This is a genomic window from Variovorax sp. (genome assembly GCF_965279555.1).
Taxonomy (GTDB): domain Bacteria; phylum Pseudomonadota; class Gammaproteobacteria; order Burkholderiales; family Burkholderiaceae_C; genus Variovorax.
In genome coordinates this window covers 5,183,301-5,199,834 of the sequence record NZ_OZ257247.1, presented here as the reverse complement: position 1 = coordinate 5,199,834, position 16,534 = coordinate 5,183,301, and the positions used below count along the sequence as shown (strand labels likewise).

General features: G+C 66.9%; 15 protein-coding genes and 1 pseudogene. 4 read left to right on the top strand and 12 right to left on the bottom strand.

Features of this window, described 5'->3' with window-relative positions; genetic code table 11:
* Window positions 1-12 precede the first annotated feature (12 nt).
* Genes ACQY8B_RS24345 through ACQY8B_RS24330 form a run of 4 tightly spaced genes read right to left on the bottom strand, consistent with a single transcriptional unit; the run spans window position 13 to window position 3,034 of the window.
* Window positions 13-798, bottom strand: a complete 786-nt coding sequence (locus ACQY8B_RS24345; protein ID WP_422084274.1) for an SDR family oxidoreductase — start codon at window positions 796-798, stop codon at window positions 13-15.
* 27 nt (window positions 799-825) lie between these two features.
* Entirely contained in the window at window positions 826-1,488 is a 663-nt protein-coding gene (lptC, locus tag ACQY8B_RS24340) for an LPS export ABC transporter periplasmic protein LptC (RefSeq protein WP_422084273.1), read from the bottom strand.
* Entirely contained in the window at window positions 1,485-2,033 is a 549-nt protein-coding gene (locus ACQY8B_RS24335) for a KdsC family phosphatase (protein WP_422084272.1), read from the bottom strand. Before ACQY8B_RS24335 ends, lptC begins: the two co-directional genes overlap by 4 nt.
* Window positions 2,033-3,034, bottom strand: a complete 1,002-nt coding sequence (locus tag ACQY8B_RS24330) for a KpsF/GutQ family sugar-phosphate isomerase (RefSeq protein ID WP_422084271.1) — start codon at window positions 3,032-3,034, stop codon at window positions 2,033-2,035. Before ACQY8B_RS24330 ends, ACQY8B_RS24335 begins: the two co-directional genes overlap by 1 nt.
* Before the next feature lie 86 nt (window positions 3,035-3,120).
* Here ACQY8B_RS24330 and ACQY8B_RS24325 point away from each other — a divergent pair, with 86 nt between their 5' ends.
* On the top strand, window positions 3,121-5,106 hold the full coding sequence (locus tag ACQY8B_RS24325; protein WP_422084270.1) for a monovalent cation:proton antiporter-2 (CPA2) family protein: 1,986 nt from the start codon (window positions 3,121-3,123) through the stop codon (window positions 5,104-5,106).
* Between the two features lie 19 nt (window positions 5,107-5,125).
* On the opposite strand, the gene ACQY8B_RS24320 is transcribed toward ACQY8B_RS24325, so the two are convergent.
* From ACQY8B_RS24320 to rpmH, 8 genes and pseudogenes are all read right to left on the bottom strand, one after another.
* Window positions 5,126-5,791, bottom strand: a complete 666-nt coding sequence (locus tag ACQY8B_RS24320) for a hypothetical protein (RefSeq protein ID WP_422089193.1) — start codon at window positions 5,789-5,791, stop codon at window positions 5,126-5,128.
* Window positions 5,792-6,010: 219 nt separating this feature from the next.
* Window positions 6,011-6,058 (bottom strand): annotated as a pseudogene (locus ACQY8B_RS24315) (hypothetical protein); the annotation flags it as partial.
* Between the two features lie 95 nt (window positions 6,059-6,153).
* A complete protein-coding gene (locus ACQY8B_RS24310; protein ID WP_081269786.1) occupies window positions 6,154-6,615 on the bottom strand; it encodes a Crp/Fnr family transcriptional regulator in 462 nt (153 codons plus the stop codon).
* A gap of 89 nt (window positions 6,616-6,704) precedes the next feature.
* Window positions 6,705-8,111, bottom strand: a complete 1,407-nt coding sequence (mnmE, locus tag ACQY8B_RS24305; RefSeq protein ID WP_422084269.1) for a tRNA uridine-5-carboxymethylaminomethyl(34) synthesis GTPase MnmE — start codon at window positions 8,109-8,111, stop codon at window positions 6,705-6,707.
* Window positions 8,112-8,186: 75 nt separating this feature from the next.
* Complete coding sequence (yidC, locus tag ACQY8B_RS24300; protein WP_422084268.1) at window positions 8,187-9,872, bottom strand: membrane protein insertase YidC; 1,686 nt, start codon at window positions 9,870-9,872, stop codon at window positions 8,187-8,189.
* Entirely contained in the window at window positions 9,869-10,156 is a 288-nt protein-coding gene (yidD, locus tag ACQY8B_RS24295) for a membrane protein insertion efficiency factor YidD (RefSeq protein WP_106936290.1), read from the bottom strand. Before yidD ends, yidC begins: the two co-directional genes overlap by 4 nt.
* On the bottom strand, window positions 10,153-10,566 hold the full coding sequence (locus ACQY8B_RS24290; protein ID WP_422089102.1) for a ribonuclease P protein component: 414 nt from the start codon (window positions 10,564-10,566) through the stop codon (window positions 10,153-10,155). The genes yidD and ACQY8B_RS24290 overlap by 4 nt, the downstream gene beginning before the upstream one ends.
* 101 nt (window positions 10,567-10,667) lie before the next feature.
* The gene (gene rpmH, locus ACQY8B_RS24285) at window positions 10,668-10,802 is read right to left on the bottom strand and encodes a 50S ribosomal protein L34 (RefSeq protein WP_007834827.1); all 135 of its coding nucleotides are present in this window, start codon (window positions 10,800-10,802) and stop codon (window positions 10,668-10,670) included.
* Between the two features lie 341 nt (window positions 10,803-11,143).
* Here rpmH and dnaA point away from each other — a divergent pair, with 341 nt between their 5' ends.
* The 3 genes from dnaA (at window position 11,144) to gyrB (ending at window position 16,474) form a co-directional block, all read left to right on the top strand.
* Complete coding sequence (dnaA, locus tag ACQY8B_RS24280) at window positions 11,144-12,523, top strand: chromosomal replication initiator protein DnaA (protein ID WP_081269782.1); 1,380 nt, start codon at window positions 11,144-11,146, stop codon at window positions 12,521-12,523.
* Between the two features lie 88 nt (window positions 12,524-12,611).
* On the top strand, window positions 12,612-13,718 hold the full coding sequence (gene dnaN / locus ACQY8B_RS24275; RefSeq protein WP_081269781.1) for a DNA polymerase III subunit beta: 1,107 nt from the start codon (window positions 12,612-12,614) through the stop codon (window positions 13,716-13,718).
* 134 nt (window positions 13,719-13,852) lie between these two features.
* The gene (gyrB, locus tag ACQY8B_RS24270; protein ID WP_106936289.1) at window positions 13,853-16,474 is read left to right on the top strand and encodes a DNA topoisomerase (ATP-hydrolyzing) subunit B; all 2,622 of its coding nucleotides are present in this window, start codon (window positions 13,853-13,855) and stop codon (window positions 16,472-16,474) included.
* The last annotated feature ends 60 nt before the right edge of the window (window positions 16,475-16,534 follow it).

Sequence of the window (16,534 nt, the reverse complement as noted above, 5' to 3'; positions counted from 1 at the left end):
CTTCGCGCCCGCTCAGGCCTCGCCGCTTCGCTTCTTGCGCCCGCGCCCCTGCACCGCGCGGTCGAGTACGGCATTCGGCAGCATGCGCATGATCTTGGCGACCACGCCCATCTGCCACGGAATCACGCGGTAGCTCGTGCCGGACTCGATGGCACGCAGCGCCTGGGCGGCAAAGTCCTCGGCCTTCATGAGGAAGGGCATGCCATAGCGGTTGCCCTGCGTCAGCGGCGTGTCGATGTAGCCGGGGCAGAGCGTGACCACCTTCACACCGCTGTCGTGCAGCTCGCCACGCAGGCTCTCGCAGTACGCGACCACTCCGGCCTTGCTCGCGCAGTACGCCCCGTGGCCCGGCAGGCCGCGGATGGATGCGACGCTGCCGATGCCGACCAGCCGCCCGCTGCCGCGTTGCACCATCGCCCGCACGAATGGATGGAAGGTTGCAGCCAGCCCGACGTTGTTGGTGGCGAAGGTCTGCGAGAGCACGTCGAGGTCGGAGCGCTCCGCCGTGTCGATGCCGATGCTGATGCCCGCATTGGCGATCACCACGTCGGGCAGCCCCTGCTGCGCGATGCAGTCATTGCCGGCGGCCACGATGCTGTCGGTCTGCGCCACGTCGGCGTTGTAGACGCGGTAGCGGTCCGCGCTCAGCCCGCGCGACTTCGCCCAGGCTTCGATCTCCGCCGTGCGCCGGGCCACCAGCGCCAGCCGATACCCCGCTTCGTAGAAGCTCGCGGCCAGGGCCTGGCCGATACCGCTCGACGCGCCGGTAATGAAGACGAGCGGGGCCGAGGTGGTCATGCGTGATCTTTCGGGGTCTTCTTGTTGTCAGCGCTTCTTGGCAGGCGCGGGAGCGGCGGCGGCTGCCGACGGAATCAGCACGCCGCGCACCCGTCCCTTGAGGTTGGCGACGCCGCTCAGGTTGTCGTAGTCGAGCGTGTCACCGGTGAACTGGTCCTTGTCGCGGATCAGCGTGACCGGCTGGTTCGACGTGACGCGCTCGGTGTCGACGAAGGCGTGCAGGAACTCGCCGCGGAACTCCAGGCGCGGCGTGGGCTTGCCGTCGGGACCCACCGACGGATCGCGGATGACGATCGCGTTGCCGAACAGCTGCAGCTCGCTGCCGTCCGAATTCGACAGCCCGCGGTTGGCGGTGGAGCGCGTCACCAACCCCTCGGGCGAGACGGAGCGCATGCGCACCTTGTCGACCTCGATGGTGTCGGTGTCGGGGTAGTGCCGGCCTTCGACGCCATACAGTTCGCTGCGCAGGTCGCCGTTCGGCAGGAAGTTCTTGATGACGAAGTCGCGCATGAAGTAGTCGGGCTCATGCGTGGGCGCGGCCTTGGCGGTGGGTTCCAGCAGCTTGGGCGCATTGCGCACCAGCCAGTAGGTGCCGAGCGCGAGAGCCGCCGTCAGGATGATCGGCAGGTAGATCGTGGCGCGGTCGAGGACGTCGCGCACCATGCCCCATGCGCGTTTCACGTTGTTCATGTGTTCGGGCCCCGGGCAGCGTCGAGCATGGCGCGGTACTGGCCGCAGGCCGTGAGAAGCAGGTCGCAGAATTCGCGCGCCGCGCCTTCGCCGCCGCGCGCCTGTGTGACGTAGCGGGCAATGCCGCGCACCTCGGCATGCGCGTTGGCCGGCGCCGCCGCGAAGCCGACGCGCGTGAGCACCGGCAGGTCGGGCCAGTCGTCGCCGATGGCCGCAGCCTGCGCCCATGTGAAGCCCAGCTGGTCGAGCATGGCCTGCGCGGCGGGCAGCTTGTCTTCGGTGCCGTAGCGCACATGCTCGATACCCAGCGCCTCCAGCCGCACGCGCAGCGGCTTGGAGTCGCGCCCGGTGATCACTGCCGGCACGATGCCCGCCTTGCGCAGCAGCTTGAGGCCGTAGCCGTCGAGGATGCTGAAGCGCTTGAGCGTTTCGCCGTGTTCGGTGAAGTACACGCCGCCATCGGTCAGCACGCCGTCGATGTCGAAGAAAACGATGCGCACGTCCTGCGCGGCGAGCAAGGTCTCGGCCTGGAACTCGAGCGCCATCAGATGACCTTCGCGCGCATGAGGTCGTTGGTGTTGATCGCACCCACGACCACGCTCGCGCCGTCGATCACGAACAGCCGGGTGATGCCGCACTGCTCCATCAGCTCGGCGGCTTCCACGGCCAGCGCGTCGACGCGGATGGTGCGGGGGTTGTGATGCATCACGTCGGCCGCCTTGGGGCTGCGCAGGTCGGCGCCGGCTTCGATCAGGCGGCGCAGGTCGCCGTCGGTGAATATGCCCGAGGCGCGGCCGTCGGGCTCGACCACTGCGGCGGCACCGAAGCCCTTGATGCTCATCGCGCGCATCAGCTCGCTGATGGTGGCCGACGGCGGCACGCGCGGCACCTCGTCGCCGGAGCGCATGACGTCGCTCACGTGGGTGAGCAGCTTGCGCCCGAGCGCGCCGCCCGGATGCGAGCGCGCGAAGTCTTCCGAGCCGAAGCCGCGCGCGTCGAGCAGCGCCACGGCCAGCGCGTCGCCCATCGCCATCTGGGCGGTGGTGCTCGCGGTGGGGGCGAGGTTGAGCGGGCAGGCTTCCTTGGACACGCCGGCGTCGATCACGATGTCGGCATGGCGCGCGAGGGTGGATTCGGGACGGCCGGTCATGGCGATCAGGGGCACGCCCTGGCGCTTGACGACCGGCAGGATGACGGTGAGCTCGTCGACCTCGCCGCTGTTGGAGATGGCCAGCACCAGGTCGACCGACTTGATCATTCCGAGGTCGCCGTGGCTGGCCTCGGCCGGGTGCACGAACATCGCGGGCGTGCCGGTGGAAGCGAGGGTGGCGGCGATCTTGCGGCCGACGTGGCCGCTCTTGCCCATGCCCATGACGACCACGCGGCCGCGCACTTCGAGGATCTTGCGCACGGCGTCGACGAAGCTCGGCCCGACGCGGGCCTTCAGGCCGGAGACGGCTTCGGCTTCGATGTCGAAAGTGATGCGTGCCCGGGAGAGGATCGCTTCGGGGTCGACCACGGGGGCCGGGGCGGGACGGGAGCTCATCGGCCGATTTTACGGGGCGGCCAGTCCGGGGATATACGCGACCCGGCGAAGCCCGGGGCACGGACATTGCTCTAGCATCGGCGCCTATGTCTTCGTTCGATCTCACGCTGTTGTACTTGCTGGCCGCGGTGATCGGCGTGGTGGCCTGCCGCTCCCTGAAGCTGCCGCCCATGCTCGGCTACCTGTCGGCCGGCGTGCTGATCGGCCCGCATGCGTTCGCGCTGGCGCAGAACTCCGAGGGCATCCGGCACCTGGGCGAATTCGGCGTCGTGTTCCTGATGTTCGTGATCGGGCTGGAGTTCAGCCTGCCCAAGCTGCGCGCGATGCGAAAGCACGTGTTCGGGCTCGGCCTGCTGCAGGTGCTGCTGACGATGGCCATCGCCACGGTCGGCGCGCTGCTGATCGCGCGGCTGCTGCCGCCGTCATGGCAGCTCGGCTGGCAGACCGCGCTGGCGCTGTCGGGCGCACTCACCATGAGCAGCACCGCCATCGTCGTCAAGCTGATGGCCGAGCGGCTGGAGCTCGAGAGCGAGCACGGCAAGCGGGTGATGGGCGTGCTGCTGTTCCAGGACCTGGCGGTGGTGCCGCTGCTGGTGCTGATCCCCGCGCTGGGCGCGCCGCCCGAGGCGCTGGCCAAGGCGCTCGGCCTCGCGCTGCTGAAGGCCACCTTCCTGATCGGCGTGTTGCTTTATGGCGGCCCGCGCGTCATGCGCTGGTGGCTCACGCTGGTGGCGCGGCGGCGCAGCGAGGAACTGTTCATCCTGAACGTGCTGCTGGTGACGCTGGGGCTGGCATGGCTCACCGAGCTGGCCGGCCTGAGCCTGGCGCTGGGCGCGTTCATCGCGGGCATGCTGGTGTCGGAGACCGAATACAAGCACCAGGTCGAGACCGACATCCGTCCCTTCCACGACGTGCTGCTGGGGCTGTTCTTCATCACCGTGGGCATGTCGCTCGACTGGCACATCGTGGTCGAGCGCTGGATGCTGGTGGGCGTGCTGCTGCTGGTGCCGCTGGGCTTCAAGCTCGGGCTGGTGACGGTGCTTGCAAAGGTGCTCGGGGCCACCTCGGGCGTGTCGCTGCGCACCGGCCTGTACCTCGCGCAGGCAGGCGAATTCGGCTTCGTGCTGCTGACGCTGGCGCAGGAACGCAGCCTGCTGCCGCCGTGGCTGGCCAATCCGGTGCTGGCGTCGATGGTGCTGTCGATGCTGGCGACACCTTTCATCATCATGTACAGCAACGCCATCGTGCGAAAGCTGGTGGCCAGCGACTGGCTGCAACAGTCGCTGCAGATGACGAGCATCGCGCGCAAGACCATCAACACGGCGCAGCACGTGATCATCTGCGGCTACGGGCGCTGCGGCCAGAACCTGGCGCGCATCCTGGAGCGCGAAGGCATCCCGTACATGGCGCTCGACCTCGACCCCGACCGCGTGCGGCAGGCCGCCGCCGCCGGCGACTCGGTGGTGTTCGGCGACGCGGCGCGGCTGCAGGCCCTGATGGCCGCCGGCCTGGCACGCGCCAGCGCGGTGGTGGTCACCTACCTCGACGTGCCGGGCGCCATGAAGGTTCTGGCCAACACGCGCGCCCACGCCGCCCACGTGCCGGTGATCGTGCGCACGCAGGACGACCACGACCTCGAGAAGCTGCAGGCCGCCGGCGCCACCGAGGTGGTGCCCGAAGCCATCGAGGGTTCGCTGATGCTTGCGAGCCATGCGCTGGCGCTGGTCGGCGTGCCGATGCGGCGCGTGATCCGCGTGGTGCAGGACCAGCGCGACGCGCGCTACAACCTGCTGCGCGGCTACTTCCACGGCGCCGACGACGACAAGGCCGACGAAATAGACCACGAACGGCTCAACAGCTTCACCCTGAACGCCGGCGCCCGCGCCGTCGGCCAGACGCTGGAGCAGCTGGCGTTGCCGACGCTGGGCGTGCGCGTCGCGAGCGTTCGCCGCCATGACGGCCAGCCGCGCACGCCGGCCGGCGACACGGTGCTGACCGACGGCGACACGCTGGTGCTGTCCGGCAAGCCGACCGCGCTGGCCGTGGCGATCGAGCGGCTGCAGAAGGGCTGAGTGGCCGGGGCCGCTCAGCTCAATTGATCAGCGTCGGGTTGCGTTTTTCTTCGTCGATGCGCTGCTGGCGGCGCACCGCCTCGCATTGCGCGTGGGCCTTGTACTCGGCCTTGAGGCACTGCGCGGCCATGCACTGTGCCCTTGCGATGAAGTTGCGATCGCCGCACTGGGCCAGGGGTTCGGGGGGAGGAGGGGCGGTTGCCGGTGGCGGCGGGGCTGCCGCGACGGCTGGTGCCGGAGTTTCAGGGGCGCGGGGCGCGGGGGCTGCAACGGCAGCCTGCTTGCGTGGCCGGGCGGCGGGCTTGGTGCTTGCCGCAAGAGGTGCGGCTTCAACGACGGGAGGCGCCTCGGCCGCCGGAGGCTCCGGCGCCGCCTGCGCCGGGGGCGGTGCCGGCTCTGCCGGAGGCGGTGCGGGCTCGGCGGCCGGTGCCGATACCGCCGGTTCGGTGTCGGTGACCGCCGCAGGCGCCTTGCGGGTTCCGTAGCCGTACCAGCCCGCGACCATCATCAGCACCGCCAGCACCAGCAGGCCGAACCACAGCAGCATCACCCGCTTGCGGGGCGGCCGCTCGACCGGCCGCCGGACCTTGACCCGGGTGCGCTTGCGCTCGGCCTTATCCTGCCGCGCCGTCTCGAAGCCCGACGATGGCGCAGGCGGCGGCGGTGGAGGATCGTCGTAGACCATGACCACCGTCTCCTGGTCGTCCGACGGGGGTGGGGCCGACGATCTTCCGAAGAACGAACGCCCGGGCTCGGCCTCGCGCGGGTCGAAGAGCGGCGCGGGAATGGTCGGTGCGCGCAGCTGGGCGGGAGCGGTGGTCGCCCACTCGCGCTCGGGGCTCGGCGGCGGGGGAATCCTGGTTGCCTTGCCGGACAGCGTGGCGCCGCAGCTCCGGCAGAAATTCGCGCCGTCACGGTTTTCCGTGCTGCAGACCGGACAGATCAAGGCCATGGCTTACTACTGACTACTCTCGGAAACCGGAACGAAAAGGGCTGTTGGCGGGCATGCCCGCATCTGGGAGGTCTGGCGAAGAGGCCGCCGGGGCCTCAGGTCACGGCGACGCGCTTGGAGCGGTGCGCCATGCGCTTGGCGATCACCGCGCCCAGCGCCATCGCGATTTCCAGCGCCAGGTTGGGCTGGCGGTTCGACATCTCCGCAAAGCGGATCGCGTTGAGCCGCCATACGCGGCCCGCGCCGGTGACCACCACGTTGGCGGAGTGCGGCAGGCGCGAGAAGAAGGAGCCTTCGCCCACCACGGACCCCGGCGTGAGCACGGCAAGCCGCATCTGCTCCTTGCTGCTGACGCGGTGCACGCTGATGGCGCCGCTCTCGATGAAGAACACCGAACGGTCCGGCGTGCCCTGTTCGATCAGCACGTCGCCGACGGCGGTCTCGATGGGCTGCAGGTAGCCGGCCAGCGTTTCCCATTGCTGGACGCTGAACGTCAACGCAAAAGCGTCGGTGCTCATGTTCTCCGCGATGGCGCGGCTCAGGTTCTGGATAGACATGTTTTTCTCAACCCCCGCATCGGTTCCGAAGTATCCGCGATGGCCGCGAGATTGGGCTACAGGTGTTTACGTTTTTGCAGCGCCTGTCGCTATTTCCCAATGCAAAAGCGCGAAAAGATGACCCCCAGCAGGTCATCGGCGCCGAACTCCCCCGTGATCTCGTTCAGCGCGTTCTGCGCCAGCCGCAGTTCCTCGGCCAGCAGATCGAGCAGTTGGGCCTGCGCCGCGAGGTGGCTGGCCGCCAGCGCCAGATGCGCCTCGACCTGGGCCAGCGCCTGCACGTGGCGCGCGCGCGCCAGGTACACGCCTTCGGGCACGGCCTGCCAGCCGGCCATGGCCAGCAGTTGCTCGCGCAGGGCCTCGATGCCCAGGCCGGTCTTGGCGGACAGCGCGATGCCTTCGGCGGGCTGTGCCGACGGCGCCGCGTCCTGCTTGTTCCAGACGTCCAGCACCGGCACGCTCGCAGGCAGCTTGAGCCTCAGGCCCGCGAGGATTTCCGCGTCGGCGGCCGCGTAGTCAGGCAACGCGACCCGGGTCAGGTCGTGCAGGAACAGCACGGCGTCCGCGCTTTCGATCTGGCCCCAGGCGCGCGCGACGCCGATCTGCTCGACCTCGTCGCTGCTCTCGCGCAGGCCGGCGGTGTCTGCCACGTGCAGCGGCACGCCGTGGATCTGGATGGTCTGCGAGACCACGTCGCGCGTGGTGCCCGCCACCGCGCTCACGATGGCCAGCTCGGCGCCGGCCAGTGCATTGAGCAGCGAACTCTTGCCCGCGTTGGGCTGCCCCGCGATCACCACCTTGATGCCTTCGCGCAGCAAGGCGCCTTGGCGCGCACGCTGCTGCACGGCGGCCAGCTGCGACTGCAGCTTCGCCAGCTGCCCGGCCGCGTCGGCCTTCTGCAGGAAGTCGATCTCTTCTTCCGGAAAGTCGAGCGTGGCTTCGACCAGCATGCGCAGGTGGATCAGCGCATCGCGCAGCGTGTGTATCTCGCGCGAGAACTCCCCAGACAGCGAACGCCCCGCACTGCGCGCGGCCGCTTCGGTGCTGGCGTCGATCAGGTCGGCAATGGCCTCGGCCTGTGCCAGGTCGATCTTGCCGTTGAGGAACGCCCGCTGGCTGAACTCGCCGGGTTCGGCCACGCGCAGGCCGGGCAGGCGCGGGCGGCCGGTGACAGGGTCGGGCTCGGCCGCCGCCTCCAGGCAGCGCGCCAGCAGCAGTTGCAGCACGACCGCGCCGCCGTGCGCCTGCAGTTCGAGCACGTCTTCGCCGGTGAAGGAATTCGGCGAAGGAAAGTGAATGGCCAGGCCGTGGTCGACCGGCTCGCCGCCCGCGTCGCGAAACGGCAGGTAGGTGGCCTCGCGCGGCTTGAGCGCGCGAGCGCAGATGGCGTCGATCAGCGGCGCCAGCCTGGCGCCCGACACCCGCACGATGCCGACCGCCCCGCGCCCCGAGGCGGTGGCGATGGCGACGATGGGATCGGTGGTACGGGCGAGCATGGTGCGGATTCTTTCAGCAAAAAGGGCCGCTTACGCGGCCCTTCGTGGGATGGCTTGGTTGCCGTGCGGCTGTCGTTACTTGGCGCCGAGCACGCCCAGGCGCTTGTTGATGAACCACTGCTGCGCGATCGACAGCACGTTGTTCGTGATCCAGTACAGCACCAGGCCGGCCGGGAAGAAGATGAACATCACGCTGAACGCGAGCGGCATGATCCACATCAGCTTGGCCTGCATCGGATCGGGCGGCGTCGGGTTGAGCCAGGTCTGGAACAGCGAGGTGGCCGTCATGACGACCGGCAGGATGTACCAGGGGTCGGGTGCCGACAGGTCGGTGATCCAGCCGATCCACGGTGCATGGCGCATTTCAACCGACGACAGCAGCACCCAGTACAGCGCGATGAACACCGGGATCTGGATCACGATGGGGAAGCAGCCGCCCATCGGATTGACCTTTTCGGTCTTGTAGATCCGCATCATCTCTTGCTGCATCTCTTGCGGCTTGTCCTTCAGCCGCTCGCGCATTTCCATGATCTTCGGGTTGATGGCCTTCATCTTGGCCATGCTGGCGTAGGCCTTGGCGTTGAGCCAGTAGAAGGCCGCCTTCAGCAGCACCACCAGCGCCACGATCGACCAGCCCCAGTTGCCCAGGATGCCGTGCAGCTGGGTGAGCAGCCAGTACAACGGCTTCGAGATGATCGCGAAGATGCCGTAGTCCTTCACCAGGTCCAGGCCGGGGGCGATGCTTTCGAGCTTCTTTTCTTCTTCGGGACCGGCGAACAACACGCTGTTCACGACCTGCGTGGCGCCCGGGGCGATCTTCGGCAGCGTGGCCACCATCGACACGGTGAACAGGTTGTCGCCCAGGTCCCTCACGCGGAATTCGCGGCGCAGTTGCTCGCTGGCCGGGTCGCCCTTGAGCAGCCAGGCCGAGGCGAAGTAGTGCTGCACCATCGCGATCCAGCCGTCGTTGGCCGGCGGCGGCGGTTCGATCTTGCCCTTGGCGATGTCCTTGAAGTCGAGCTTGTGGAACTTCTTCTCGTTGGTGTACGCGGCCGGACCGGTGAAGGTGTTGGTGCCGAACATGGTGCCGGCGGCCACGGTGCCGTGACGCAGCAGTTGCATGTAGAGCAGGGCGTCGCGCGGCTGGTCGCTCACGTTGACGACTTCGTGGCGCACGCCGATGGCGTAGTCGCCGCGGTGGAACACGTAGGTCTTGACGTACTTCAGGCCGCCGACGGGGGCGCTTTCGAAGCTCACCTCGAGCGTGTTCTGGCCGTCGGCCATCTCGCGCGGGCCGGCCTTCGGCGTCATCTGCGTCAGGTGGTTGGGGAAGGCGTCGCCGGCCACCGGGTTCACCAGGCCGGTCTGCGCGACGTAGCGCGTGGCGGGCGAGCCGTCTTCGAACAGCACGACGTGCTTGGTGCGGTCGGCCTCGTCGTACTTCAGCAGCTCGAGGTAGTTGACCGTGGCGCCTTCGCTGTCGATCGTGGCCTTGAACAGGTCGGTGGTGACGTTGACCTTCTCGCGCGGCGCCGCCGGCGTGGCCGACGTCGGCACGGCGCCCGCGCTACCAGGGGCGGCGGACGCGGAGGGCACGCCGTTGGTGGTGACAGGCGTGCCGGCGGCCGGGGCCGTGACGGCCGGCTTGCTGGACGGCAGGAAGGTCGGCTTGTTGCCGTTGAAGACCTGCCATTGGTCCCACAGCAGCACCAGCGAGAACCCAAAAATCACCCACAGTATCGTGCGGCGGATATCGTTCATGACGAAGACTTCTTGTCGGAGGAGAGAAGAGACGAAAACAGCGATCCTGACTTGTCAGTGCGACGCTGTGATTTCGGTGGAACCGGATCGTGCCCGCCCTGGCACCAGGGCTGGCAGCGCGCGATGCGGTGCAGAGTCAGGTAGCTGCCCTTGAGCGCGCCGTGCACCTCGAGCGCCTCGATCGAATACACCGAGCAGGTCGGCGTGAAGCGGCACGACTGGCCGAGCCAGGGGCTCAGCAGCAGTCGGTAGGCCTTCACGAAGCCGATCAGCAGGCGTTTCATGATGAGGATGGGGCAGGCGAAGAAGGCGAAGGCGCACGCGCGGCGCGCTCCAGCAGCTGCTGGAGCTCGGCGCGGACGGCGCTCTTGAGCTTGTCCGAGGTGGCGCTCACGAATTCCTTGCGGTCGAAGCCCGCGCGCAGCCGCACCACGTGCGCGGCACGTGGCAAGGCGACACCCTGAGCGGCGCTCACGGCGTAGATCTGGCGCTTGATGGCGTTGCGCGTGACCGCGCGGCGCGCCCAGCGCTTGGGCACCATGGCACCCAGCCAGACGTCGTCGGACGCGAACAACGGCGGTGCGCCCGATGCGGAATCGAGCGCACAGCGATGCAATGCGAAATGAGCAGTGCGCGCCACGGTGGCACCTGCGAGGACGGCCTGGAACTGCGCGCGGGTCTTGAGCCGCTGCATGGAAGCCTGGCCGCGCACGTCGTTACCGGTCTGGCCGGACGCACCGGCCGCGGGAGCTGGCGCTGACGTGTCGGCTGCTGGCAACGGCAGGTGTGCTGCCGTCAGACGGCCAGGCGCTTGCGGCCCTTGGCGCGGCGTGCGTTGATGACGGCACGGCCGCCGCGGGTCTTCATGCGGACCAGGAAGCCGTGGGTACGGGCGCGGCGGACTTTGGAAGCTTGATAAGTGCGTTTCATGATGATTTCCTAATTCCCTGTTCGCGCGGGCTCTCTGCCTGAAAAAGCATGAAAAGCCAGCGGGGCGCCGGGGGAGCGTATTGGGATGACCCAGGGATACCCCTGAACTCCTACTCCTGGCGCCGGTGAAGAACGCAAAGAGGTTTTCAGGGAAACCCGCAATTATCGCAAACATTGGCCGCCCGAACAATCTTCGACTGGATTTGCGGGCCTTTCGGCATCCGGGACAGCGTGTGGATAAGGTTTTGACAAGTTAGAATGCCAAGCGCCTTCCAGCAGAGAATATCCACAATACCTATACCAAGAAATGCCCGAGGGTTCCATCACTTTTTCCCCCGCCCATGTCGACTGACGGCATCGGCGAAAGCCTCTGGCAGGCCTGCGTCGACCAGCTCGCGCAGGAACTGTCCGAGCAGCAGTTCAACACCTGGATCAAACCCCTGACGGCACAGGTTGCCGACGACCTGTCCCGCATGACCGTGTTCGTCGCCAACCGGTTCAAGCTCGACTGGATCCGGGCCCAGTACGCCGGCAAGATCGCGGCCATGGCCGAGAAGATGTACGGCCAGCCTGTTGCCATCGAGTTAGCGCTTGCTCCTCGTGAAACGCCCGTGCGTTCTGCACCCGTAGCGGTCATGACCGAAACCGACGTGCCGCGCGACGTGGCCGGCCCGGGCGAGGAACCCGCCGCCGCCGGCTTCAAGAACCGCCTCAATTCCGGCCTCACTTTCGACACCCTCGTCGAAGGCACGGCCAACCGCATGGCGCGCGCCGCGGCCATGCACGTGGCGGGCATGCCAGGCCATCTCTACAACCCGCTTTTCATCTACGGCGGCGTCGGCCTGGGCAAGACCCACCTGATGCACGCCGTGGGTAACCGGCTGCTGGCCGACCGGCCGGATTCCAAAGTTCTCTACATCCACGCCGAGCAATTCGTGTCGGATGTGGTCAAAGCCTATCAGCGCAAGACTTTCGATGAGTTCAAGGAGCGCTACCACTCGCTCGACCTGTTGCTGATCGACGATGTGCAGTTCTTCGCCAACAAGGACCGGACGCAGGAAGAATTCTTCAACGCGTTCGAGGCCCTGCTCGCCAAGAAGTCGCACATCGTGATGACCAGCGACACCTATCCGAAGGGGCTGGCCGACATCCACGAGCGCCTGGTTTCGCGCTTCGATTCAGGCCTCACGGTCGCCATCGAGCCGCCCGAGCTCGAAATGCGCGTGGCCATCCTGATCAACAAGGCGCGCGCCGAATCGGCTGAAATGCCCGAAGAAGTGGCCTTCTTCGTCGCCAAGAACGTGCGCTCCAACGTGCGCGAGCTTGAAGGCGCGCTGCGCAAGATCCTGGCTTATTCGCGCTTCAACCAGAAGGAGATCTCGATCGCCCTGGCGCGCGAGGCGCTGCGTGACTTGCTGTCGATCCAGAATCGGCAGATCTCCGTCGAGAATATCCAGAAAACGGTGGCCGACTACTACAAGATCAAGGTCGCCGACATGTACAGCAAGAAACGCCCGGCCAGCATTGCACGGCCACGGCAGATCGCGATGTACCTGGCCAAGGAGCTCACGCAGAAGAGCCTGCCGGAAATCGGCGAGCTGTTCGGCGGGCGCGATCACACGACGGTGCTGCACGCGGTGCGCAAGATTTCGGGCGAGCGCCAGCAGCTCACCGAACTCAACCAGCAGCTCCACGTGCTCGAGCAGACGCTCAAGGGCTGAAGCCGGATGTCATCCAGGATGCCCCTCGCGACAGCGGAGAATGGCGTCTTACAAGCTGATTCAAAGAGATAGAGAAGAGGAAGAAGACATGATCGTTTTGAAGGCAAACCAAGACAAAGTCCTCGCCGCGCTGCAGTCGGTGGCGGGCATCGTCGAACGGCGTCACACCTTGCCGATCCTGGCGAACGTGCTGATCCGCAAGACCGGCGGCCAGCTGCAGCTGACCACCAGCGACCTCGAAATCCAGATCCGCACCACCGCCGAGCTCGGCGGCGACGAAGGCAACTTCACCACCACCATCGGCGCGCGCAAGCTGATCGACATCCTGCGTACCATGCCTGCCGACCAGACCGTGAGCCTCGAATCGAGCGCGAGCAAGCTGGTGCTCAAGGGCGGCAAGAGCCGCTTCACGCTGCAGTCGCTGCCCGCCGAAGACTTCCCGCTGGTGCAGGAAGCAGCCAATTTCGGCCCCGTGTTCAGCGTGCCGCAGAAGACGCTGAAGGACCTGCTCTCGCAGGTCTCGTTCGCGATGGCCGTGCACGACATCCGCTATTACCTCAACGGCATCCTGTTCGTCGCCGAAGGCAAGCAGCTGAGCCTGGTAGCCACCGACGGCCACCGCCTGGCGTTCTCGTCGGCCACGCTCGACGTCGAAGTGCCGCGCCAGGAAGTCATTCTTCCGCGCAAGACCGTGCTGGAAATGCAGCGTCTGCTGTCCGACGCCGAAGGCGCCATCGAGATGCAGTTCGCGAACAACCAGGCCAAGTTCAGCTTCGGCGGCATGGAGTTCGTCACCAAGCTGGTCGAGGGCAAGTTCCCCGACTACAACCGCGTGATTCCCAAGAACCACAAGAACACCGTCACCCTGGGCCGCGCGCCGCTCCTGGCCAGCCTGCAGCGCACCGCCATCCTGACCAGCGAGAAGTTCAAGGGCGTGCGCCTGAACATCGAGCCCGGTACCCTGCGCATCGCATCGAACAATGCCGAGCAGGAAGAAGCCCAGGACGAACTCGACATCGACTACGGTGGCGACACCATCGAAATCGGCTTCAACGTGACCTACCTGATCGACGCGCTGTCGAACATGGACCAGGACATGGTCAAGCTGGACCTGGCCGACTCCAACAGTTCGGCCTTGCTGACCATCCCCGAGAACGCATCCTTCAAATACGTCGTGATGCCGATGCGTATCTAGCAGACAGACCCCGAAGCGCCTTGCGCACACAGCCCGCGGCCCCCCGCGGGTTTGCGCTTTCAAGAGGCGGCGAATTGAGCTTTTGAGAGCCCGAAAAATCACGTGAATGCCGTGAGAGACAGAGGAATATCCGAATGAGTGCTGAAGAAAACAAGCCCGAAGTGCCGCACACCGAGCCCGTCTACACCCCTGAAGTCCAGGTCGTGCCGCCGGAGGACATCCCCGCCGACACCAGCTACGGTGAAGGCTCGATCACGATCCTCGAAGGGCTCGAGGCCGTGCGCAAGCGCCCCGGCATGTACATCGGCGACACCTCCGACGGCACCGGCCTGCATCACCTGGTGTTCGAAGTGGTGGACAACTCCATCGACGAAGCACTGGCCGGCCACTGCGACGACATCGTCGTGACCATCCATTCCGACAACTCGATCTCCGTTACCGACAACGGCCGCGGCATTCCGACCGGCGTGAAGATGGACGACAAGCACGAGCCCAAGCGCTCGGCCGCCGAAATCGCGCTGACCGAGTTGCACGCCGGCGGCAAGTTCAACCAGAACAGCTACAAGGTGTCGGGCGGCCTGCACGGCGTGGGCGTGAGCTGCGTGAACGCGCTGAGCGTGATGCTGCGCCTGGTCGTGCGCCGCGAAGGCAAGATCCACGAGCTCGAATTCAGCCGCGGCTTCGTGCAGAACCGCCTGCTCGAGACGGTGAACGGCGTCGAAGTCTCGCCCATGAAGATCATCGGCGACACCGACAAGCGCGGCACCGAGGTGCACTTCCTGCCCGACACGCAGATCTTCAAGGAGAACAACGATTTCCACTATGAAATCCTCTCCAAGCGCCTGCGCGAACTGAGCTTCCTGAACAACGGCGTGCGCATCCGCCTGAAGGACGAGCGCACCGGCAAGGAAGACGACTTCTCCGGCGCCGGCGGCGTGCGCGGCTTCGTGGAGTTCATCAACAAAGGCAAGACCGTCCTGCACCCGAACTCGTTCTACGCCGAAGGCGAGCGCCCGGCCGACACCTACGGCGGCATTCCCGGCACGCACATCGGCGTCGAAGTGGCGATGCAGTGGAACAGCGGCTACAACGAGCAGGTTCTCTGCTTCACCAACAACATCCCGCAGCGTGACGGCGGCACCCACCTGACCGGCCTGCGCGCCGCGATGACCCGCGTCATCAACAAATACATCGAAGAGAACGAGTTCGCCAAGAAGGCGAAGGTCGAAGTCACCGGCGACGACATGCGCGAAGGCCTGTGCTGCGTGCTGAGCGTGAAGGTGCCAGAGCCCAAGTTCTCGAGCCAGACCAAGGACAAGCTGGTGTCCAGCGAAGTGCGCGCGCCGGTGGAAGACATCGTCGGCAAGCTGCTGACCGACTACCTGCAGGAACGCCCGAACGACGCCAAGATCATCTGCGGCAAGATCGTCGAGGCCGCCCGCGCCCGCGAAGCCGCCCGCAAGGCCCGCGAAATGACGCGCCGCAAGGGCGTGCTCGACGGCATGGGCCTGCCCGGCAAGCTGGCCGACTGCCAGGAAAAGGATCCGGCGCTGTGCGAGGTCTACCTGGTGGAGGGTGACTCCGCCGGCGGCTCCGCCAAGCAGGGCCGCGACCGGAAGTTCCAGGCCATCCTGCCGCTGCGCGGCAAGATCCTGAACGTCGAGAAGGCACGCTACGAGAAGCTGCTCACCAGCAACGAAATTCTCACGATGATCACCGCGCTGGGCACCGGCATCGGCCGCGCCGGCGCGACCACGGCGGGCGGCGGCGCGGACGACTTCAACGTCGCCAAGCTGCGCTACCACCGCATCATCATCATGACCGACGCCGACGTCGACGGCGCCCACATCCGCACGCTGCTGCTCACGTTCTTCTACCGGCAGATGCCCGAGCTGGTCGAGCGCGGCCACATCTACATCGCGCAGCCGCCGCTGTACAAGGTCAAGGTCGGCAAGGAAGAGCAGTACCTGAAGGACGGCCCCGCGCTCGACGCCTTCCTGCTCAAGGTGGCGCTGAAAGACGCGCGCATCGAGACCGGCGGTGCCAGCTCGACCACGCTCAGCGGCGACACCCTGGCCGAACTGGCGCGCAAGCACCAGGTGGCCGAGGCCGTCATCGCGCGCCTGCGCAACTTCATGGACGCCGAGGCGTTGCGCGCCATCGCCGACGGCGTGGCGCTCGACCTCGACACCACGCCCGCCGCCGAGGCATCGGCCGTGGCGCTGCAGGCCAAGCTGCGCGAGCTCAACACGACCGGCGTGCCGGCCGAGGTGAGCAACGAGTTCGACGCCCGCACCGACAAGCCACTGCTGCGCATCAGCCGCCGCCACCACGGCAACATCAAGAGCAGCGTGATCACGCAGGACTTCGTGCACGGCGCCGACTACGCCGCGCTGGCCGAAGCCGCCAACACCTTCCGCGGCCTGCTGAGCCCCGAAGGCGCGCTGGTGAAGCGCGGCGAGGGCGAGCGCGCCAAGGAAGAAAAGGTCGACGACTTCCGCCAGGCCATGAAGTGGCTGATCAGCGAAGCCGAACGCGCCACCTCGCGCCAGCGCTACAAGGGCCTGGGCGAGATGAACCCCGAGCAGCTGTGGGAAACCACCATGGACCCCGCCGTGCGCCGCCTGCTGCGCGTGCAGATCGACGACGCGATCGAGGCCGACCGCGTGTTCACGATGCTGATGGGCGACGAAGTGGAGCCACGCCGGGAGTTCATCGAGCAGAACGCGCTGCGGGCGGCGAATATCGACGTGTAAGCTTGGCGTCTGTCGCAATTCGGACAGAAGCAACTTGCGGAACGTATCGATCGCGTCTCC